Annotated in this window: 19 protein-coding genes and 1 tRNA gene; 14 read left to right on the plus strand and 6 right to left on the minus strand. The window is 61.9% G+C overall.

All coding sequences use genetic code 11. The features are described from left to right. The first annotated feature begins 175 nt into the window (after positions 1 to 175). Together NW855_RS10675 and NW855_RS10680 are read left to right on the plus strand one after the other, a co-directional pair. Complete coding sequence (locus tag NW855_RS10675; RefSeq protein WP_011430239.1) at positions 176 to 376, plus strand: DUF2811 domain-containing protein; 201 nt, start codon at positions 176 to 178, stop codon at positions 374 to 376. Between the two features lie 169 nt (positions 377 to 545). Beyond that, entirely contained in the window at positions 546 to 2,348 is a 1,803-nt protein-coding gene (locus NW855_RS10680; RefSeq protein ID WP_011430240.1) for a tetratricopeptide repeat protein, read from the plus strand. Here the strand turns inward: NW855_RS10680 and rpaB are convergent. The 3 genes from rpaB to deoC form a co-directional block, all read right to left on the minus strand. Continuing rightward, the gene (gene rpaB, locus NW855_RS10685; RefSeq protein WP_011430241.1) at positions 2,318 to 3,049 is read right to left on the minus strand and encodes a response regulator transcription factor RpaB; all 732 of its coding nucleotides are present in this window, start codon (positions 3,047 to 3,049) and stop codon (positions 2,318 to 2,320) included. The two genes, NW855_RS10680 and rpaB, sit on opposite strands and share 31 nt — an antisense overlap. 453 nt (positions 3,050 to 3,502) lie before the next feature. Further along, complete coding sequence (gene recO / locus NW855_RS10690) at positions 3,503 to 4,408, minus strand: DNA repair protein RecO (protein ID WP_011430242.1); 906 nt, start codon at positions 4,406 to 4,408, stop codon at positions 3,503 to 3,505. Next, on the minus strand, positions 4,405 to 5,124 hold the full coding sequence (deoC, locus tag NW855_RS10695; protein ID WP_414508739.1) for a deoxyribose-phosphate aldolase: 720 nt from the start codon (positions 5,122 to 5,124) through the stop codon (positions 4,405 to 4,407). The genes recO and deoC overlap by 4 nt, the downstream gene beginning before the upstream one ends. Positions 5,125 to 5,307: 183 nt before the next feature. Between deoC and NW855_RS10700 the strand changes: the two genes are divergently transcribed. Beyond that, positions 5,308 to 5,679 carry a YtxH domain-containing protein gene (locus NW855_RS10700; RefSeq protein WP_011430244.1) on the plus strand — a complete coding sequence of 124 codons (372 nt, stop codon included), beginning with the start codon at positions 5,308 to 5,310 and terminating at the stop codon, positions 5,677 to 5,679. After that, a complete protein-coding gene (locus NW855_RS10705) occupies positions 5,676 to 6,203 on the plus strand; it encodes a hypothetical protein (protein ID WP_011430245.1) in 528 nt (175 codons plus the stop codon). Before NW855_RS10700 ends, NW855_RS10705 begins: the two co-directional genes overlap by 4 nt. Before the next feature lie 3 nt (positions 6,204 to 6,206). Here NW855_RS10705 and metG read toward each other — a convergent pair whose 3' ends face one another. Continuing rightward, positions 6,207 to 7,757 (minus strand): methionine--tRNA ligase, encoded by a 1,551-nt coding sequence (gene metG / locus NW855_RS10710; protein ID WP_011430246.1) that lies wholly within the window; start codon positions 7,755 to 7,757, stop codon positions 6,207 to 6,209. Between the two features lie 76 nt (positions 7,758 to 7,833). On the opposite strand from metG, the gene NW855_RS10715 reads away from it, so the two are divergent. Genes NW855_RS10715 through NW855_RS10725 form a run of 3 tightly spaced genes read left to right on the plus strand, consistent with a single transcriptional unit; the run spans position 7,834 to position 11,367 of the window. After that, on the plus strand, positions 7,834 to 9,705 hold the full coding sequence (locus NW855_RS10715; protein ID WP_041438306.1) for an FAD-dependent oxidoreductase: 1,872 nt from the start codon (positions 7,834 to 7,836) through the stop codon (positions 9,703 to 9,705). 38 nt (positions 9,706 to 9,743) lie between these two features. Beyond that, positions 9,744 to 10,061 (plus strand): hypothetical protein, encoded by a 318-nt coding sequence (locus NW855_RS10720; RefSeq protein WP_041439036.1) that lies wholly within the window; start codon positions 9,744 to 9,746, stop codon positions 10,059 to 10,061. Continuing rightward, the gene (locus NW855_RS10725; RefSeq protein WP_228375489.1) at positions 10,051 to 11,367 is read left to right on the plus strand and encodes an ATP-binding protein; all 1,317 of its coding nucleotides are present in this window, start codon (positions 10,051 to 10,053) and stop codon (positions 11,365 to 11,367) included. The genes NW855_RS10720 and NW855_RS10725 overlap by 11 nt, the downstream gene beginning before the upstream one ends. Before the next feature lie 101 nt (positions 11,368 to 11,468). On the opposite strand, the gene NW855_RS10730 is transcribed toward NW855_RS10725, so the two are convergent. Continuing rightward, positions 11,469 to 11,786, minus strand: a complete 318-nt coding sequence (locus tag NW855_RS10730) for a DUF3067 family protein (RefSeq protein WP_041439037.1) — start codon at positions 11,784 to 11,786, stop codon at positions 11,469 to 11,471. Between the two features lie 173 nt (positions 11,787 to 11,959). Here NW855_RS10730 and NW855_RS10735 point away from each other — a divergent pair, with 173 nt between their 5' ends. Both NW855_RS10735 and NW855_RS10740 read left to right on the plus strand, forming a co-directional pair. After that, positions 11,960 to 12,478: a cytochrome b6-f complex iron-sulfur subunit gene (locus NW855_RS10735; RefSeq protein WP_011430251.1), complete on the plus strand. Its 519-nt coding sequence runs from the start codon at positions 11,960 to 11,962 to the stop codon at positions 12,476 to 12,478. Positions 12,479 to 12,652: 174 nt separating this feature from the next. Beyond that, on the plus strand, positions 12,653 to 13,636 hold the full coding sequence (locus tag NW855_RS10740; RefSeq protein ID WP_414508740.1) for an apocytochrome f: 984 nt from the start codon (positions 12,653 to 12,655) through the stop codon (positions 13,634 to 13,636). Positions 13,637 to 13,697: 61 nt separating this feature from the next. Here NW855_RS10740 and NW855_RS10745 read toward each other — a convergent pair whose 3' ends face one another. After that, the gene (locus tag NW855_RS10745; RefSeq protein ID WP_414508741.1) at positions 13,698 to 14,546 is read right to left on the minus strand and encodes a PhzF family phenazine biosynthesis protein; all 849 of its coding nucleotides are present in this window, start codon (positions 14,544 to 14,546) and stop codon (positions 13,698 to 13,700) included. A gap of 178 nt (positions 14,547 to 14,724) precedes the next feature. Between NW855_RS10745 and groES the strand changes: the two genes are divergently transcribed. The 5 genes from groES (at position 14,725) to NW855_RS10770 (ending at position 19,205) form a co-directional block, all read left to right on the plus strand. Continuing rightward, a complete protein-coding gene (groES, locus tag NW855_RS10750) occupies positions 14,725 to 15,036 on the plus strand; it encodes a co-chaperone GroES (RefSeq protein WP_414508742.1) in 312 nt (103 codons plus the stop codon). Between the two features lie 101 nt (positions 15,037 to 15,137). Then, positions 15,138 to 16,772 carry a chaperonin GroEL gene (gene groL / locus NW855_RS10755; RefSeq protein ID WP_011430255.1) on the plus strand — a complete coding sequence of 545 codons (1,635 nt, stop codon included), beginning with the start codon at positions 15,138 to 15,140 and terminating at the stop codon, positions 16,770 to 16,772. 173 nt (positions 16,773 to 16,945) lie between these two features. Further along, the gene (locus NW855_RS10760; protein WP_414403001.1) at positions 16,946 to 17,773 is read left to right on the plus strand and encodes a DUF429 domain-containing protein; all 828 of its coding nucleotides are present in this window, start codon (positions 16,946 to 16,948) and stop codon (positions 17,771 to 17,773) included. Between the two features lie 155 nt (positions 17,774 to 17,928). After that, positions 17,929 to 19,092: a GuaB3 family IMP dehydrogenase-related protein gene (locus tag NW855_RS10765; protein WP_414403000.1), complete on the plus strand. Its 1,164-nt coding sequence runs from the start codon at positions 17,929 to 17,931 to the stop codon at positions 19,090 to 19,092. Between the two features lie 41 nt (positions 19,093 to 19,133). Then, positions 19,134 to 19,205 (plus strand) — tRNA-Val (locus tag NW855_RS10770). Positions 19,206 to 19,510: the final 305 nt, after the last annotated feature.

Below are 19,510 nucleotides of genomic sequence, written 5' to 3' on the forward strand. Positions count from 1 at the left end.
GCTAGGGGCAAACTTCTACACACTGTCTTGCTTTTGGCGGGGCCGATGCGGCCCCCGGCGTACCCAAGTTAGAGAGCTGGGTTGGCTTGTTTTTTCCCTTCTGGGCAGGCCCGGTTTTGGCCGGCTCCTTAGGTTTTCTTGGTTTCCCTGTTAACCCCGAGTAGGTGGTTGGGCTATGGATTCTCCCACCGTCAGCATTTTGAGCGAAATTCCCGAGGAGCTACACGACACCCTCAAAAACTACCTCTCTCGTCACCCCGATTGGGATCAAGATCGGGTCGTAACGGCAGCGCTCTCGTTATTCCTGCTCCAGAGCGGAGACACGGATCGGCGCGCTGCCCGTATTTACTTAGACAGCCTGTTTCGCCGCAACTGAGCCCTCGCAAGGCAAGCGCCGAGGATGGCCCGATTCAGGAGCGGGGGGGTAGGAACGCTCTGTCAAGAACGTCCTATTCACCTGAACTGTTAACCTGAGTAGGGAGATGTCCCGCTGTTGCTGAATACCGGCGGGAAGGGCAAAAAAGGGATCCACCAAGGGAAAAACCGTGCCACAGGGCTTTGGGCGAGGAAAGGGCGACCGGCAGACGGCTGGGCCAAAAGGCCTAGGAAGAGGCTCCGGTCTATCCCCCTTCCCTTCCCCAGAGGCGACCCTGGCGCTGGCCGAGCGCCACCGACAAGCAGGGGATCTGGAGACAGCACTGCACCTCTGCCGGCAGCTTACCCGGGCCCATCCCCACCTGTTCGCCGCCCAGGCGTTGCTGGGATCCCTCTATCTGCAGATGGGGGATCCCCGCCAAGCTTTGACCCCTTTGCAACTGGCGCTGCACCTACGGAGAGATTGGGTGCCGGCCTGGCAGGAGCTGGGCGATGCCTGGATGCTGCTGGGCAACCCGGAGGAGGCGGCGCGCGCCTACAAGCAGGGGCTGGCCTTTGCCCCTAACGACGGGCAACTGCTCTTCCGGTTGGGCAGTTGTTGGCTGGCTTTGGGGAAACGGGAGCAGGCGATTGCAGTGCTGCGACAGGCGGCAGCGGCCCAACCTCCTCAGGCTTATGCGCTGGCAGCTCTGGGCAATGCCCTCCTATTCGACAACCAGCTTGCAGAAGCCGAAGCCTGGTTTCGCCGCGCTCTTGTCCTGGCGCCGCAGGAGGGGCGGATCCTCGTCAACCTCGGCCACTGCCTACACCTGCAAGATCGCCTGGAGGAGGCCGCCGACTGTCTGCTACGGGCCATCCCGCTGCTGCCAGGGGAGGCGCAGCCCCACAACAACCTGGGCACCGTCCTGCAAGAGCAAAACCGACTCGAGGCCGCTATCGAGGCCTATCGGCGCGGCCTGCAGTTGGCCCCCGACTGGCCGGAGATCCACTACAACCTGGGCACGGCCCTGCTCACCCTGGGCCGCTACGAGGAGGGGTGGCAGGAGTACGAGTGGCGGCTGCAGCGCCAGGGAGCGGCCTACCCCTGCTTCCCTTTGCCCCTGTGGACGGGATCCCCCTTGGGCCGGCAGACGCTGCTTGTCTACGCCGAACAAGGGCTGGGAGACACAATTCAGTTCGCGCGCTACCTGCCCCTTTTGGCCGCCGCCCATCCGCAGGCCTCCCTCTATTTCCGCTGCCCTCACTCCCTAGTCGAGTTGCTGCGAGCCTCCTTTCCTCAAGTCCAGGTCATTTCCGATACGGATCCCCTGCCCCCCTTCGACTGGCACCTGCCCTTGCTTAGCCTGCCCCATCGCCTGGGCACCACGCTGGAGACAATTCCCGACCGCATCCCCTATCTGGTTTGTCCCGATGGGAGCTCCGCCTGGCCGGAAGATTGGCCAGAGCTTCCCCAGAGGGGGATAAAGGTGGGGCTGGTGTGGGCCAGTGGCCGCCGCGACGACCTCGCCCTCAGCCGGGTGCAGAGGTTAAAAAGCTGTTCTCTTAACCTCTTCCTCGAGTACCTTAATCTGCCCCAGGTGCAGTGGGTTAGCCTGCAGGTGGGTGAAGATCTAAGCCAGGTAGAACCCCTTCTCAAGCAGCACCAGGTGGTGGAGCTGGGATCCCGTTTCCGGAATTTTGTTGATACTGCTAGGGCAGTTGCCCAGTTGGATCTGGTAATTAGCGTCGATACTGCCGTTGCCCACCTGGCTGGGGCGCTGGGCAAGCCGGTGTGGGTGCTGCTGCCCTTTGCCGCTGATTGGCGCTGGCTACTGCAGCGGCAAGACAGCCCCTGGTACCCCAGGGTGATGCGCCTATTCCGCCAAGAAGCCCGCGGCAACTGGGTTGGTGTGCTGCAACAGGTGCGGGCAGCCCTGGAAGAGCTACTAAGGGGGATCCCGTCCTACTCCTCGCCTTTTGGAACGATGCGCTGAAACAGATAGCCGGTACCGCGGGCTGTCAGGATAAGCTCAGGGTTGCTCGGGTCATCCTCCAACTTGGCCCGCAGCCGCGAGATGTGGACATCCACCACCCGCGTATCCACGTGGCGCTCCGGCGTGTAGCCCCACACCTCTTGCAAAATCTCGGCGCGGGAAAACGGCTCCCCCGACCGGCTGACCAGCAGCTCCAGCAAACTAAACTCCATCCCCGTCAGGCGGATGCGCTCGTCCCGCTTGTAAACCTGCCGCTTGTTGGTATCGATGCGAAGATCCCCCACCTGAATTACCCCTGAGCTGGGGATCCCTTCATGGGACGACCGCGCCACCCGCCTCAGCACCGAACGAATGCGGGCCTCCAGTTCTTTGGGCGAAAACGGCTTAACCACGTAGTCGTCTGCCCCCAGTTCCAAGCCAGTAATGCGGTCGGCCACGTCCCCCAACGCCGTGAGCATGATGATCGGGATGTCGGATTCTTTGCGCAACTCCTGGCAGACCCCGTAGCCATCCAGCTTCGGCATCATCACATCCAGCACCACCAGGTCAGGATCCTGCTTGCGAAAAACCTCCAGCGCCTCCTCTCCGTCGGCAGCAGTAACCACGTCGTACCCGATCATCGAGAGGCGGGTCTCCAAAATGCGGCGGATGCTGGCCTCATCATCGACCACGAGAATCCGTTCTTTGCGCTGGGCTTCCACGGTGCTGCAACTCCTAAACTTCTAAATGAAAAGGATTGGAAAAAATTGAGGTGAGCGCGAACTCGAGGTGGTCAGATGCAGCCTCCTCAGGGGCTCCTCCTGGAGGGGTGGACTCACCCCGGGAGCTGCAACGCTGCCAAACCCTTGTTTGTCGGCAACGGAAACCGCAACCCAAGGATGGAGCTTCAGAAAACAAACACCGAAGGCTCGCCCGGCAGTCGATTCAATCTTGTTAAAAGCGCCAACTTCAACTTCACTTGCTCCTGCTCGGTAGCACAGGTGTGGCACTCCTCCCCAAACGCTACCCCGGTCGACCGCCGCCAAACCTGAGAGGCCTTCGTAAGAAGTTACTAAGAGGTTACTTTCTACCACCCAATTTATCATCCAGAAGCGGCTGCTAACCCGCCTTAACCCTTTATTGTGCAGCTATTTTGCTCGACTTGATACATACCTTCACAACTTCTTCAGGTTGCTGCCAAGCGTTTCGGAATCCTCCTCAGAAAAAGCTGCTGCCGCCACTGGGGATCCCTGGCCACTGGGGGTAGGAGGGAGGGTTTCGGCAACAGGGACAGAGTAGCAACTGGCCAGCAGGCCAGCGGAACGGATTGCGCGGTCGGCATGCAGCTCCAAAACCCGCCGCAACAGACGTTCTGCCGCCAGCCAACTCGCCAGAGGCAGCGCACGCTCGGCCAGCGAGGGCAAGGTCGGGTTGGGCAGGGATCCTAAGGCCTGCAGGACAGAACTGGAGACCCAGGCAACTGGGCTGAGCCGCTGCGCCAGCCGACAAGGATCGCAGACCAGGCCACCCGCGTGGGGAGAGAAGAAAGCCTCACCTGCTAACTCCTCCCCACAGGAGTAGCAGGCTTGTACTGAGGGGGCAACCCCCCCCACCACTAAAAGGTGGTAGAGCCCATGGACAAGGAGCGGCAAAACGGCCTCTGTCGCAGGGGCCTGCTCGATGCGCTCCAGATGCTCCACCAGCAGCACAAACAGCTCTTCCTGGGGCTGGTTGGGCAGGGCCAAAAGCAGGGCCACCTCTGCCAAGTACTGCGCCGCCGTCAGATGGGCCAGGCTGCGGCCAAGACGGGGAAAACTCTGCAGGGTTTCTGCCTGGGCGATGCGCTGGAGACACTGCGAGGGATCCGTTTGGGCCGACCAACGCCCCCGCGCCACCAGCAGATCGTTGACAACAAAGGGCTCCATCCGCCCTCCCCACTTGGAAAGCTGCTTACGGGATCCCTTGGCCACCGCCCGAATCAAGCCCTGCTCGCGGGTCAAAATAGTAATAATCCGATCCGCCTCCCCCAGCGGCATCGCTTTGAGGTTAATACCCGTCACCCGGTAGGTGACCCCGCTCATGGGCCGCCGGCTCCTCTAGCCTCCAGCTCTCGCATCAGCTCCAGCCCCCAGGAGGTGCCGATGCGGCTCGCCCCCGCGGCGATCATCGCCTCCGCCTGCGCCACGGTGCGGATGCCGCCGGAAGCTTTGACTCCCACCCTGCCGCGGCTAAGCTGCCACAGCAGTTGCACATCGGCCGGTGTCGCCCCTCCCATCCAGCCGGTGGAGGTCATCAAGAAGGCAACTCCCGCGTCCATGCAGATCTCGGCGGCCAGCTTTTTTTCCTCGTCAGTGAGCTGGGCAGTTTCCAAAATGGCCTTGACGCAAACCCCCGTTTCTTCCACCAGTTGGGCAATCTCGGCATGGAGGCGATCCAGCTCCCCCGCCTTGAGCCAGGCCAAGTTGATGCGGACATCCAGCTCCCGGCACCCCTGCTCCACCGCCAGTTGAGCTTCGTAGAGCTTGACCTCCGCCGTGTTGGTGCCCAGGGGAAACCCCACCACTGTGCTCACCCGTACTGGCGACCCGTGCAGCCGCTCAACCACCCGCGGCACGTAGCAGGGAGGCACACAAAAGGTGGGGAAGCCATAGCGCAGAGCAATTTCACACCCCTGGTCGATCTCCTCTGGGGTCACCATCGGCAGCAGCAGGGTATGGTCGATGTACTCCGCCAAGTTGATCGGGCCGTCTGCCATGATCGGGCCGTCTGCCAGGCCCTTGGGCTCCAGAGAGAGCATCAGTTGCCAGATCCCACAGCACTACCTCTACTTTAGCCCCAAGGATCCCGGAGAGCAGCCGCAGCAGCCAATCCCCCCTACCCCTGAGATTTCAGCCAATTCGACGCCTCCACGGCAAAGCACAGCATCATTTGATAGTCTGGTTTGGGGGCCACCTGTATCCCCCCTCAACCCTGGCAAGGCATGGCGGAAAACCGGACTGGCGCGTTTGTCGGCGGGCTGCTGTTGGGAACGGCGGTGGGCACGGTCATCGGTCTGCTTTTGGCTCCCCGCAGCGGACGGGAGACGCGGCGACTGCTGAAAAAATCGGCAGAGGCCCTGCCGGAAGTGGCAGAAGACGTGACCACCAGCCTGCAATACCAATCGGAAAAGCTGCTCGACTCCGCCCAAAAAAGTCTGGATGAGGCCCTGCTGCGGCTGCAGCAGGCAGTGGCGGTGGGCAGGGAAGCCATGTTGCAGAAACGGCAAGAGCTGATGCAAGCCCAAAACCTGCGTCCCCTCGCCCGGGAGGAAGCCGACTCAGAAGCCCAAGGTCGGGAGGAGGCGGCGCGATGACCGAGCCGGTATTTTGGTTGGGCCTCTCGGTAGGTCTGGTGGCAGTGGCCATTTTGGCGGTGATCCTGACCCTGTTGCCCGCCGTCATTCAATTGGGTCGAGCCGCCCAGAGCGTGGAACGCTTTTTCGACACGCTGCTGCGGGAGTTACCGCCCACGCTGGAGGCTCTGCGTCTGACCAGCTTGGAAGTGAGCGAGATCGCCGACAGCCTCGACGAAGGGGTCAAGGGGGCCGGACAGGTGGTGAAGCAGGTGAACCGCTCCCTGGAAGGGGCCCGCAAGCAAGCCCGCGGCGCTCAGGTCAATGTCCGCAGCTTTTGGGCAGGGGTACGGGCGGCCTGGCAGGCGCTGTCCAGCGAGACTCCCCCCACCGCCATGGGTAACTCTCAGCTGCGCTCGGGCCAGGCTGGCCGTTCTTTCTCTGCTGCTGTGCCAAGCATTTCCTTGGGAGATATGGGTCTTTCCGCCGGCAAGGCAACACCAGAGGGATCCCAGCCTTCCCAACCCGATGCCGCCAATTCTTAGGAGCTACTTGAGTATTCTCTGGAAGACGGGCACAGGAGGTTGGGGCTCTTGCCCAGGCGGAAGCCGGCCCCAACGGGCATCGGGATCCCAGCGCAGTTGTGCGACATCCTGCAAAGGAAACCCCATCTGCTGCAGGATCTTGAGGCTGAGGTTGGGAATGATGGGCGAAAGGGCCACGGCCACCCAGCGCACGCTTTCCAAAACGGCGTAGAGGATCTGGGCCACCTGCTCGCTTTGCCCTTGTTTGTGCAACGTCCAGGGGGCCTGCTCGTCGAGGTATTTGTTGCTGGCCTGGGCCAAGCTGAGAGCTTTGCGGGCGGCAGAGCTGGGATCCAGCCGCTCGTAGGCGTCGGCCACTGTCGGGGCCAGGCGCTCGGCCAGGGTTTTGAGGGGGTGATCCGCAGGGATCTCGACGGCGGGGATGCGGTAGTCGGGCTGGTATTTTTTGAGCATATTGAGGGTGCGGTTGAGCAGGTTCCCCAGGTCGTTGGCTAGGTCAGCGTTGAGAACCTCGATGAAGCGGCCCTCACTAAAGTCTCCATCCTTGCCCAGCTCAATTTCAGTCAAGAAATAGTAGCGCACGGCATCGGCACCGTAGCGCTGCACCAGCTCAAAGGGATCCAGCGTGTTGCCCAGGCTTTTGCCCATCTTGAGGCCATCTTTGGTGAGAAAGCCGTGGCCAAAGATCTGTCTGGGCAGCGGCAGCCCTGCCGACATGAGCATGGCCGGCCAGTAGATGGCGTGGAAGCGGACAATGTCTTTGCCCACTAGGTGCACATCGGCGGGCCAGTAGCGGCGCAAGGCGTTTTCCAGCGTCGGCTCGTCCTCGGGATCCACGGCGGCGCTGAGGTAGTTGATGAGGGCATCAAACCAGACGTAAAGGGTTTGGCTGGGATCCGCCGGGAAGGGGATCCCCCAGGAGACGCTGGGGCGAGAGATGGAGAAGTCCCGCAGGCCCTGCTTGACAAAGTTGATCACCTCATTGCGGCGGCTTTCTGGTTGAATGAACTCCGGGTGCTCCGCATAGAGGGCTTCCAGTTTTTCCTGGTAGCGAGAGAGGCGAAAAAAGTAGTTTTCTTCGTCTTTCCACTCCACTTTTTTGTTGGGGTGAAGCGGGCAAAATCCGCCTTCTAAGAGCTCTGACTCGTCCTTGAACTCCTCGCAGGCAACACAGTACCAGCCCTGCTGCCGGCCAACGAAAATATCCCCCCGATCCCACACTCGCTGGAAAAACTCCCGCACAATGGCTTTGTGGCGAGGGTCGGTGGTGCGGATAAAGCGGTCGTAGCGGATGTCCAGCAACTGCCAAAGCTGGGCAAACTGGGCCGCGATCTCGTCGCAGTGCTGCTGCGGGGGAAGGCCGCGCTCTTCGGCGGTGCGCTGGATCTTCTGGCCGTGCTCGTCGGTTCCCGTTACCATCAGCACATCCTTGCCCCGCAGGCGATGGTAACGGGCGATGGCATCCGCCGCCAGGGTGGTGTAGGCGCTGCCGATGTGGGGGGCAGCGTTGACGTAGTAGATCGGCGTGGTGATGACGAAGGTGGAATTCGGCATGAGCACTCGCAGCGCTTTCCCCCATGATAAAAGTTGCCGGAAAGTCCGACAGGCCCAGTTACGGGGCGGAGGTGGGATGAAACTTCTGTTCAACCTCAAGGGATGGGGCGGCGGCCTTGTGGGGGCCGGGATCCTGGGCGCCGGGGCGGCTCTGGCCCAGCCCTTGTCGGAAACCCGCATCCCCTGTGAGATCTTCATCGCCGGGGGCGGGCTGGGGGGGGTGGCAGCGGCCTACGAGGCTCTGCAACTGGGCCGACAGGTGTGCATGACCGAGATCACCGACTGGATTGGCGGCCAGGTGAGCGCCCAGGGGGTCTCGGCTTTGGATGAGCGGCCCTTGCAGCGGGAAAACGAGATCTTTCCCCAGGGCTATAGAGAGTTTCGCCGCCGGGTGCGGGAAAAGTACGGCGGTGATCCCAATCCCGGCAAGTGCTGGGTGAGTGTGCTCTGCTTCTCGCCCCAGGTGGGCCACCAGGTCCTGCGGGAGATGGTGGATCCCTATCTGCAGTCGGGGCAGTTGCGGCTGTTTACCGAGACGGTGGTCAAGGACTTGCAGATCGAGGATTACCAAATCCGCAGCGTGCAGGCCATCCGCAACATCCCCAAACACGCCGGCGTCCAGCCGGAGAATCGGGGGGATCTCTCCAGCTACTTTCTGGATTTTTACCGCCTAGAGCCCACCGAGGATTGGGACAAAGAGATCCTGCGCTTTGAGCCGCCGCCAGAACGCCAAGGCAAAACCCTGCCCTGGGTGGTTATCGATGCTACCGAAACCGGCGAGCTGCTGCCGCTGGCGCGGGTGCCCTACCGCCTCGGCACGGATGGGGAAAGCCGCTGGGAGCCCAGCTCCAAGCCCTACAGGGATCCCTACTGCACCCAGGGGTTTACCTACACCTTTGTTATGGAGCGCTCTGCTGTGCCGCAGGTGCCCATCAAGCCCAAGTTCTACAACGACCCGCTGCACGGCCCCTACTACAGCTTTGAACATCCACGCTTTAACTTTGGGATGGTCTTTACCTACCGCCGCATCCGCGGCCAGGTGTTTGGCTTTGGGGAAGAGGCCATCCGGGTGGGGGATCAATCCATGCAAAACTGGACCTGGGGCAACGACTGGCGCATCACCGGGCCGGAGATGAACCTGATTCTCACCCACGAGCAACTGCAAGCCTCAGGCCAACTGGATCCCGGCGGCTGGATGGGGGGCTTGCGGGTGGAGGCGCTGCGGCGGGCCGAGCAGCATGCCAAGGGCTTTTTCTACTGGCTGGTGGCGGGGCGGACGGATTTTCTGTTGCAGCAGGCGGATCCCGACTTTCAAAAAGACTTTTACCTGCGCTATGCCTACCTGCGGGGGCCCGATAGCCCCATGGGAACTGCCAGCGGCCTTTCCAAGTACCCCTACATTCGCGAGTCGCGGCGCATCATCGGTCGGCCCAGCCCTGCCTACCCGCAGGGATTTACCATCTACGAGTCGGATATCACCACGCGAGAATCGGAGCTCAATCGCGGGCGGCCCTTTATTTTCTACGACTCGGTGGGGGTGGGCCAGTACCCCATCGACTTTCACGATTGTCTATTGCCGGATTTTTCCCTGCCCCCCAGCCACAACCAGGATGCCCAGGCCCCCAGCTACCCCTACCAGATCCCACTGCGCGCCCTGATCCCACAGCGCATCGACAACCTCTTGGCCGGCAACAAGAACATTGCCACCAGCCGCATTGCCAGCGCCTCCTATCGGGTGCACCCGGTGGAATGGGCCATCGGCACAGCCGCCGGCCACACGGCCCACTTTGCCCTGGAGCGGGATCTGATCCCGGCGGAGATCCTGCGCGAGCCGCTGCTGGACTTGCGGCTGTTGCCGGCTCTCCAGGCCCAGATCCAGAGCCTGGGCAATCCCATCCAATTTCCCGGCACCACCATCACCGCCACTGAGTGGGCCCAATCTCGCTAGCCTAGAAAGGCAAGGTTGGGAGCTGGCCGATGGATGCTATGGGGGTTGAACTGGGGGGACTGGAGGCGATCCGCCCTTCGTTGTGGGCGGCCACAGCCCTGTGGAGTCTGGGGCTGATGTGGGGCTTGTCGCCGCTGCACCGCCGCCTGCAGGAGGGTTGGGAAAAACAGTTGGCCTGGGATCCCAGCGGAGCTCTGGCCTCTTTGCTCAGCGTCCTTCCTTTCTTGCTGGCAGCAGCGGTGGTGGTGGCCCTCACCGAACTCTCTTTGGGCAACAGCTGGGCCGTCTCCTGGGGTCTGATTGCCTGCGTTGGCGGTGGCCTCTACGAGCTGGGCCGGCGGGACAATGCCCGCTAAGCGCTCTGGGCCGGCCCTCACCCCCAGCCCCTTTGACAACGCCAAGTTAGAGCGACTTGAAGCGATGACCCCCCTCGAAGAAGCGGCGGAAGCGGCGGCTAAGCTGCTGGTGTTTCGGGAAATCTGCGCCCACCCCTTGGCCCTGACCTGGCAGGAGCTCACCCAGGAGTTGATGAGCGGGGATCCCTTGCCCTGCTGGAGAGCCTACGGACGCTGGTTTGAGCTTTTGGCCCAGGAGGGCTTGAGCTGGCGGGAGTGGCTAATCCGAGAGATCCGCTGGGCCGATAACCCTTTCTCGCGGGCGGCGCTTCGACCCCAAGGGATCCCAGCCCCCCTTGTGCAAGCGGCCCGCCACGATCTCCGCTGCCTGCAGATCCTGGCCGATAGCCAGGAGACCATTGCCGAGCAGATGCGGGCGCTGGGCCTGGGGATCCCTTGGCCGGATGGGGAAGGGGAGAGCCCTGGCTGGGATCCGCGCTCTTTTGCCGACTGGGGCCTGAGCCTGGAGGCGCTGATCGCCCACTACCGCCGAGCGGGGGTGGGGCTCTGTGGCCGCTATTGGGCCTTTCGCTGGGGGCCGGCAGGGCTAGAGGGGATCCCCACTCCCGACTTGCCCGACTGGGAAGAGATCTACGGCTATGAACGGCAGAAACGGCAGTTGGCTGCCAACACCGAAGCCCTGCTGCGGGGGGATCCGGCGTTGCATGTGCTGCTCTATGGGGCGCGGGGCACCGGCAAGTCTTCGCTGGTGAAGGCGTTGCTGCGCCGCTACGGTTCCCAGGGGCTGCGCCTTTTGGAGCTGAGACGGGGAGATTTGGGTCAATTGCCTCAGATCTTGGCAGATCTGGGAGGGTGGGGGCTGCCCTTTGTCCTGTTTGTGGACGATCTCTCCTTTGAGGCCGACGAAACTGAGTTTAAGCAGCTCAAGGTGCTCCTGGAAGGAGATCTTGTTCCACCACCGCCCAACGTCCGTCTCTACGCCACCAGCAACCGCCGCCACCTTATCCGCGAGTTTTTTGGCGATCGTCCCAGTCCCCAAGATCAAGAGGTCCACGCCTGGGATACGGTGCAGGAAAAGCTGTCGCTGCGGGATCGCTTCGGCCTTACCCTTACCTTCACCCCTTTTAGCCAAGCTGACTACCTGGCCACGGTAGAACACCTGGCGCAACGGCTGGGCCTCCCGCACCCTTTAGATACCTTGCGCCGCCAAGCCCTCCTCTGGGCGCAACAGCAGAACGGCTTTTCCGGTCGCACCGCCCGCCAGTTCCTGCATGCCTTGCAGGCCGGCCTGGTGGAAGTTGGATAGCCGAAGGCCGGCTGAGGTCTGGAGTTTTCGTCATAGGGACGAACCTGTCGGTTGCTGCAATTGCAAACTCCCCTTCAGGGAAGAGCCGGGGGCGAGGAAGACTACAGCAGCCACTCGGAGGCGCGCTCTCCCACCCCTTGCAAATTCAAAGGAATGGCCACCGCCTTGCCTATGCGGGGTTTCTGACGGGTAGCCTCAATTTCTCGCTGCACCGCTTCCCACACGCCCCACGCCTGCAAATGGGCCATGACAGACTCCAGGCGAGCCAGATACTCGGCCTCGCTCAAGGGGAAAGAGGGCTGCTCCAGGTAGCGCCACATCACCAACAGAACCACCCTGCCCCCCATGCGGCGCAGTTGCACGTCGTAGGAATAGCCCCACTTCTCCCGCAGCAAAGCTTGAAAGTCGGATCCCGTCATGGTCTGGCTCGGATTGGGTTGGGACTGAGCTGGGCCGCAGCAGAAAAACCGCCGCCTCTTCCCTTGCACTTCCTTTAGCTTTGCATTTCTTAATGATATTAGCCAAGGAGCTCGGTTAGGATGATGTCGTTTGTCAACGAACATTAAAACTTCTCAGGTTTGTACTGGCCATTATGACGGAAGCGGTTAGCAACTTCGAGGCACCCCCCATGAGCCGGCGGGTTTTTCTGAATGCCCTCCTCAGCAGCTCGGTGGGGGTGGTGGTGGTGGGCACCCTCTACCCGGTGGTGAAGTATTTTATTCCGCCCTCTTCCGGTGGGGCAGGAGAAGGTGTGATAGCTCAAGATGCTCTCGGCAAGCCCATCAGCGTCAGTGAGCTGTTGGCCACTCACGCCGCCACGGATCGCGTGCTGGCCCAAGGCTTGAAGGGGGATCCCACCTACATTGTGATCGACAACGGGGCGGTGGCCAACTACGGCCTCAACGCGGTTTGCACCCACCTCGGCTGTGTGGTGCCCTGGAACGCGGGGGAAAACCTGTTCAAGTGCCCCTGCCACGGATCCCAGTACGCGGCCAACGGCAAGGTCATCCGGGGGCCGGCTCCCCGCTCCCTGGAGCTGGTGAGCGCCACGGTGGACGGCGACAACGTTCGCTTCAGCCCCTGGCAAGGCCCCGATTTCCGCGAGGCCTGAGGCGTTACGATAGGCTCCAGAGAGACCCCTGTAAGGGGCCACAGCCGGGTCAGAAGTGGGGGAAAAGGCCAGAGAGGTTGCTGCGCTAGTCCTGGCTAGAGCATGAGTTGTGAGCTTTGAGGAGATTGCCCCAAAGGGCTTGCGAGAATTTTGATTGAGATTCTGAGCTAACTTATGAAGCGAATTTACTTGGCCTTGTGTGCGCTGCTGCTGTTGCTGGGGACGGGATCCCGTCCGGCAGCAGCCTATCCGTACTACGCCCAGATGGCCTACGACAACCCGCGCGAGGCCACCGGGAAAATCGTCTGTGCCAACTGCCACCTGAACGCCATGCCTGCCCGTGCCGAAGTGCCGCAGGCAGTTACCCCGGGCCAGGTGTTCACCATCAAGGTCGGGATCCCCTATGACTTGAGCAAGCAACAGGTGTTGGCGGATGGCAGCAAGGGCGGCTTGAACGTTGGCGCTGTGGTGGTGTTGCCAGAAGGCTTCCGCCTGGCCACCGAGGAGGAGATGACGGAGGAGCAGCGCCAGGAAACCGCTGAGACCTACATCACTCCCTACAGCGACGAGAAGCCCAACATTCTCCTGGTGGGTCCCCTGCCCGGCGAGCAGCACCAGGAAATCGTCTTCCCGGTGGTCGCCCCTGACCCGAAGGAGGATCCCTCCGTGGCCTTCATGAAATATCGGGTTTACATTGGCGCCAACCGCGGTCGTGGCCAGATCAACCCCGATGGCAGCCTCAGCAACAACAACGTCTTCCGCGCTCCTGCCACGGGTCGTCTGACAAGCATCGCCACCATCGAATCTGACCTCAGCGATCTGCCGCCTGAGCTGGCCGCCCTGGTGCCGCCCGAATACGAGTTGCCGGGCACGCGGGTGCTCAGCTTCGAGACTGAAGGCGGACTGAAGCACTTGGTGGTGCCGCCGGGGCCGGAGTTGGTGGTTAACATTGGCGACAGCGTCCAAGAAGGGGATCCGGTTACCAACAACCCCAACGTGGGCGGCTTTGGCCAAGTGGAGCGGGATCTGGTGGTGCAGAACCCGGAACGGGTGAAGTGGTTGGTGGCCTTCCTGGCAGCGGTGGCCATCACCCAGCTTCTGCTAGTGCTCAAGAAAAAGCAAGTGGAGCTCATCCAGGCGGCAGAACTTTTGGGCTAGCTTGCGCACTTATTCTTCGCGAGAGTCTTCCCAGCACCTCGGAGCCAGCCGGGGTGTTTTTTTAGGGAATCCTCAGCTCTCCCGCTATCACCAGCACCGCCTGCCCGGCAATCTCCACCCGAGTGCCGAGATCGCGACACCACAGCTCGCCTCCCCGCGCCGAGAGCTGGCGGGCTTTGAGCTCAGTCCGGCCCAGGCGCTGCGACCAATAGGGTGTCAACAGGCACTGGGCAGACCCGGTCACCGGATCCTCCGGGATCCCCAACTGGGGGGCAAAAACACGACAGACAAAATCTGGCTGGTCTTCTAGATCCCCTCCCGAGGCAGTGACGATCAACCCAGAAACAGGCAGTGCCTGAACCCGCTCCCAATCCGGCTGCAGCTGCTGCACCTGCTGGGCCGAAGTCAGCACCGCTACCCCCATGCTGCCGCGGTACAACTCCAGAGGAGGGATCCCCAATGCCGCAGCCACCTGCTCTTGGCCTTCCGGCCAGGGTTGCGGGAACTGGGCGGGAAAATCCATCGCCAGCCGCTCCCCCTGCCGCCGCACCTGCAGCCGGCCACTGCGGGTGGAAAAGGCCACCCCCTGAGCTTCCGGGTGAATCTCGGTCAAGAGCACATAGGCGCTGCCCAACGTGGCATGGCCACAGAGTTCTACCTCCGTGGTGGGAGTAAACCAGCGCAGCCCATAGTGGGGAACCTCGCCTTCGGATCCCTGGGGAAGTAAAAAAGCCGTCTCCGACAAATTGTTCTCTGCGGCAATGGCCTGCATCAGCGCCTCTGGCAACTCCTGGGGCAGCAGACACACCGCCGCGGGGTTACCTGCAAAAGGCACTGCCGTAAACGCATCCACCTGAAACAACGGGATCCACACCTTCTCAACCCAGCCCAACTCAGGCCATGATCCCACACCGGCACCAAAAGTAGGGGGATCCGCACCCCGACCGTACCCGCCAAAAGCGGGATCCCACCGACAAAGGCTATTGTCAGGCCAGAAAGTTGGCTGATAAACTAGCACTCGTAAGTCGAGAGTGCTAAGTCGCTTCCCCTCGGGAAGCGGAATTAATGGAAAGAGGAGGACATTCGTCATGGCTGCAGTGGCTCTTAACGTCTCTACCCTGAAGCCGCTGGGCGACCGCGTGCTGGTCAAAATCGCTCAGCAGGACGAGAAAACCGCAGGTGGGATCTTCTTGCCGGACACTGCCAAGGAAAAGCCCCAGGTGGGGGAAGTGGTTGCTGTTGGCCCTGGCAAGCGCAACGACGAGGGCAAGCTGATCCCGATGGAACTGAAAGCCGGCGACAGAGTGCTCTACTCCAAGTACGCCGGCACGGAAGTGAAGCTGGGCAGCGATGAGTACGTGCTGCTGGCCGAGCGGGATATTCTCGCTATCGTTCAGTAATTTTCAGTCCTTCAGCGATCGATCCTCTACATCGCCCTTAGTTCATTCAGCGATCGATCCTCTACATCGCCCTTAGTTCATTCACGTCTGAGAGGTTGAGTATGGCCAAGTCGATCATTTTTAGCGAAGAAGCCCGTCGTGCCCTTGAACACGGCATGGACATTTTGGCGGAAGCTGTAGCCGTTACTCTCGGCCCCAAAGGGCGCAACGTCGTCCTGGAGAAGAAGTTTGGCGCACCCCAAATTGTTAACGATGGGGTAACCATCGCCAAAGAGATCGAGCTGGAAGACCACATTGAAAACACTGGCGTCTCCTTGATCCGTCAGGCGGCTTCCAAGACCAATGACACGGCTGGGGACGGCACCACCACCGCCACCGTCCTGGCCCACGCCATGGTTAAAGAAGGGCTGAAAAACGTGGCCGCCGGCGCCAACCCGATTGCCCTCAAGCGCGGCATCGACAAAGCCGTGAAGTTCCTGGTGGACAAGATCGCCGAACATGCCCGCCCGGTGGAAGACTCCAAAGCCATTGCCCAGGTGGCGGCCATTTCCGCCGGCAACGATGAGGAAGTGGGCCGCATGATCGCCGAGGCCATGGACAAAGTGGGCCGCGAAGGGGTGATCTCCCTGGAAGAAGGCAAGTCCATGACCACTGAGCTGGAAGTGACGGAGGGGATGCGCTTTGACAAAGGCTACATCTCCCCCTACTTCGTCACCGACACGGAGCGGATGGAGGCGGTTCTGGAAAACCCCTACATCCTGATTACCGATAAGAAAATCACCCTGGTACAAGACCTGGTGCCGGTGCTGGAGCAAGTGGCCCGCGCCGGTCGTCCGCTGCTGATCATCGCCGAAGACATCGAGAAAGAAGCCCTGGCCACTCTGGTGGTGAACAAGCTGCGGGGCGTGCTGAGCGTGGTGGCGGTGAAAGCGCCTGGCTTTGGGGATCGCCGTAAGGCCATGCTGGAAGACATCGCCATCCTCACTGGCGGTGAGGTCATCAGCGAAGAGCGCGGCCTGAAGCTAGAGAACGCCCGTCTCGACTCCTTCGGCTCGGCCCGTCGCGTCACGGTAACCAAAGACCACACCACCATCGTGGCGGAAGGCAACGAAGCGGCTGTCAAAGCCCGCTGTGAGCAAATCCGTCGCCAAATTGAAGAAACCGACTCCACCTACGACAAAGAAAAACTGCAAGAGCGCCTGGCCAAGCTCTCCGGCGGTGTGGCGGTGATCAAAGTGGGCGCGGCCACCGAAACTGAGATGAAGGATCGCAAGCTGCGCCTGGAGGACGCCATCAACGCCACCAAGGCGGCGGTGGAAGAGGGGATCGTCCCCGGCGGCGGCACTACCCTGGCGCACCTGATGCCGGCGGTAACGGAGTGGGCGCAGGCCAACTTGTCCGGCGATGAGCTGGTAGGGGCCATGCTGGTTGCCCGCGCGCTGGGCGCTCCGCTGCGCCGCATTGCCGAGAATGCCGGCCAGAACGGCTCGATCGTGCTGGAGCGGGTGAAAGAGAAACCCTTCACGGTGGGTTACGACGCCCAGAACGACGCCTATGTGGATATGTTTGAGGCGGGCATCGTTGACCCGGCCAAAGTCACTCGCTCTGCCCTGCAAAACGCCGCCTCGATTGCCAGCATGGTGCTCACCACCGAGGCCATCGTGGTAGACAAGCCGGAGCCCAAGAGCAACAAGCCCGCTGGCGGTGGCGGCGGCGTGGATGACTACGACTACTAATCTTCGGGCAGGAAGAGGCAGAGGCTTCGCCAGCTAGCGGAAAGTCTGCTGCCTTGTCAGAGCAACCATCTTCCGGGATCCCGGCTGGGATCCCTTTATTCTTGGGCATTTCCCTCTCCCAGGCGTCCGGGGGGTGAGGGCGAGCCATCCTACTAACGGAAGGAGAAGGCGGCGTGGCACGGTTAATCTGCATTGGCCTAGACCTGGCCTGGTCGGCCCGCAACCCCTCTGGCGTGGCAACGCTGGAGGTTGAGAGCGGGGATCCCCAAGCCCCGAACCTGACGGGCCACCTGCGGGACAACCGCCTCTTGCAAACCGACCAGGAGATTGTGGACTTCATCCAAGCCCAAGCGGGAGGGGATCCCTGCCTGGTGGCGGTGGATGCCCCCCTGCGCGTCCCCAACCCCAGCGGCCAGCGGCGGGCGGAAGCCGAGCTGAACCGGGTGTTTCGCGCCTATGCCGCTGGCGCCCACCCGGCCAACCGCCGCCTCTTGGCCAAAAACGGCCAGGTGCGAGGGGAGGCCCTGGTGCAAGCTCTCTCCCGTTATGGCTTTCGCGAGCAGGCCAGCATCGAGCAGGGATCCCTGGCCCGGCAGATCACCGAAGTCTTCCCCCACAGCGCCATGGTGAGCCTGTTTGGCCTCAGCCGCAGCCTCCCCTACAAAGCGCGTCCCCGCCGCACCTGGCTGCAACGAGAACAGGCGTGGCGGCTGTACCAGCAACATCTGCGCGCCTTGGCCAGCGCCGATCCGTCTCTGCAAGGCCACGAGCCCCTGCTCCAAGTGGAGGTGGGATCCCTTAGGGGCCGCCAACTCAAAAACTACGAAGACCAAGTCGATGCCTTAATGTGCGCCTACATCGCCCTCTACGGCTTCCGCTGGGGATCCGAGCGCTGCCACAGCTTCGGCAACCTGCAAGAAGGCCACATTTTCACTCCCCTGCCCCCCTCATTGCAAGGGAAGAGCCCTGTTTCCTCGCCGGAAACTCCACAAGGGCTTTAACTCGGGCGAGGGTATGGCTTCTGCCAGACCGGCCAGACTTCCGTTGAGGCAGAGACAAGCGAAGCTAAACCGGAGGGAAAACCCGGCTCTTGCTAGTCTCAAATCACACGTTGGCGGCATGATAGGAAGAAGGGATCCTGTCAGAGGGGAGGGAAATGAACGCACAACTGGGGCGCAATCGGCAGGCAAGACGCGCTTACGGGCTGGATGAGATCGCGCTGGTGCCGGGCAGGCGAACCCTGGATCCCAGCCTGGTGGATACCCACTTCACCCTGGGAGGGATCCAACGGCCCATCCCCATCATCGCCAGCGCCATGGACGGCGTGGTGGACGTCAAGATGGCCATCTTGCTCTCCAAGCTGGGGGCAATGGGCGTGCTCAACCTGGACGGGATCCAAACCCGCTACGCCGATCCCGACGAGGTGCTGGATCAGATTGCCGCGGTCGGCAAAGACGAGTTCGTTCCCCTGATGCAGCGCCTCTACAGCGAGCCGGTCAAGCCGGAGCTGATCCAAGAGCGCATCCGCCAAATCAAAGCGGCCGGCGCCATCGCGGCCGCTAGCTGTGTGCCCGCCCACGCAGCTGAATATGGCCCCCTGGTGGCGGAAGCAGGCGGGGATCTGTTCTTCGTCCAGGCCACCGTGGTTTCCGTCCACCACAAGGTGCCTGAAGGCATGCAAAAGCTGGATCTGGCCGCCTTCTGCCGCTCCATGCCCATTCCCGTGGTGGTCGGCAACTGCGTCACCTATGATGTCGCCCTGGAGCTGATGCAAGCGGGAGCCGCAGGAGTCCTGGTGGGCATCGGCCCCGGCGCTGCCTGCACCTCCCGCGGCGTGCTGGGGGTGGGAGTACCTCAGGCTACCGCCATCGCCGACTGTGCAGCCGCCCGCGACCAGTTCTTGACGGAAAGTGGCACCTACGTTCCCATCATTGCCGACGGCGGCTTGGTAACCGGCGGGGATATTTGCAAGGCCATCGCCTGCGGAGCCGACGCCGTGATGATCGGATCTCCCTTGGCCCGTGCTCAGGAGGCGCCGGGTCGCGGCTTTCACTGGGGCATGGCCACCCCCAGCCCCGTTTTGCCCCGCGGCACCCGCATCCGCGTGGGATCCACCGGCACCCTGGAAGAGATCTTGTGCGGCCCCGCCCGCCTGGACGACGGCACCCACAACCTCTGGGGTGCTCTGCGCACTAGCATGGCCACCCTGGGGGCTGCCAATCTCCGAGAAATGCAGCAGGTGGAGATCTGCATCGCCCCCTCCCTCCTGACCGAGGGCAAGGTGTACCAGAAGGCGCAGAGCTTGGGTATGGGGAAATAGTCCTTTGGGAATGCTAAACTCGGTGGACTGGGATCCCTCGGGGGCGGTTAGCTCAGCGGTAGAGCGCCTGCCTTACAAGCAGGATGTCACTGGTTCGAGTCCGGTACCGCCCATCCCCACCGGAGCTTGCAGCTTGAGAGCTCTGTCTCAGTTTGAGATACACCCGCTAGCCAGAGCCGGATCCCTGAGGTAGAGTAGTGGATATCGAGCCTCGATCATCTACCGCAGTTGGGTCTCGCATTGAGTCTCGCGCAGAAAGTGTGTAAAGTGGTAGACGATGTGGACTTCGGCTGTATCATGTCTTCCCAGAGTCCGCGATTGCCAGGCTCGTTGTTGAGGTAGGCAGTTTGTCGCTTCTATGAGGACATCCCTACAGCCAAAAAGGTGTGAGGAAAAGAACAAGGAGAGAAACATGCCC

The sequence above is a fragment of the Synechococcus sp. RC10B2 genome, assembly GCF_047502635.1.

Bases quoted from the DNA above. Each gene is read 5' to 3' on its own strand.
- NW855_RS10675 (WP_011430239.1), top strand. From the start codon at position 176: ATGGATTCTCCCACCGTCAGCATTTTGAGCGAAATTCCCGAGGAGCTA.
- recO (WP_011430242.1), bottom strand. From the start codon at position 4,408: ATGAGCGGGGTCACCTACCGGGTGACGGGTATTAACCTCAAAGCGATG.
- deoC (WP_414508739.1), bottom strand. From the start codon at position 5,124: ATGCTCTCTCTGGAGCCCAAGGGCCTGGCAGACGGCCCGATCATGGCA.
- NW855_RS10700 (WP_011430244.1), top strand. From the start codon at position 5,308: ATGGCGGAAAACCGGACTGGCGCGTTTGTCGGCGGGCTGCTGTTGGGA.
- NW855_RS10705 (WP_011430245.1), top strand. From the start codon at position 5,676: ATGACCGAGCCGGTATTTTGGTTGGGCCTCTCGGTAGGTCTGGTGGCA.
- metG (WP_011430246.1), bottom strand. From the start codon at position 7,757: ATGCCGAATTCCACCTTCGTCATCACCACGCCGATCTACTACGTCAAC.
- NW855_RS10715 (WP_041438306.1), top strand. From the start codon at position 7,834: ATGAAACTTCTGTTCAACCTCAAGGGATGGGGCGGCGGCCTTGTGGGG.
- NW855_RS10720 (WP_041439036.1), top strand. From the start codon at position 9,744: ATGGGGGTTGAACTGGGGGGACTGGAGGCGATCCGCCCTTCGTTGTGG.
- NW855_RS10725 (WP_228375489.1), top strand. From the start codon at position 10,051: ATGCCCGCTAAGCGCTCTGGGCCGGCCCTCACCCCCAGCCCCTTTGAC.
- NW855_RS10730 (WP_041439037.1), bottom strand. From the start codon at position 11,786: ATGACGGGATCCGACTTTCAAGCTTTGCTGCGGGAGAAGTGGGGCTAT.
- NW855_RS10735 (WP_011430251.1), top strand. From the start codon at position 11,960: ATGACGGAAGCGGTTAGCAACTTCGAGGCACCCCCCATGAGCCGGCGG.
- NW855_RS10740 (WP_414508740.1), top strand. From the start codon at position 12,653: ATGAAGCGAATTTACTTGGCCTTGTGTGCGCTGCTGCTGTTGCTGGGG.
- groES (WP_414508742.1), top strand. From the start codon at position 14,725: ATGGCTGCAGTGGCTCTTAACGTCTCTACCCTGAAGCCGCTGGGCGAC.
- groL (WP_011430255.1), top strand. From the start codon at position 15,138: ATGGCCAAGTCGATCATTTTTAGCGAAGAAGCCCGTCGTGCCCTTGAA.
- NW855_RS10765 (WP_414403000.1), top strand. From the start codon at position 17,929: ATGAACGCACAACTGGGGCGCAATCGGCAGGCAAGACGCGCTTACGGG.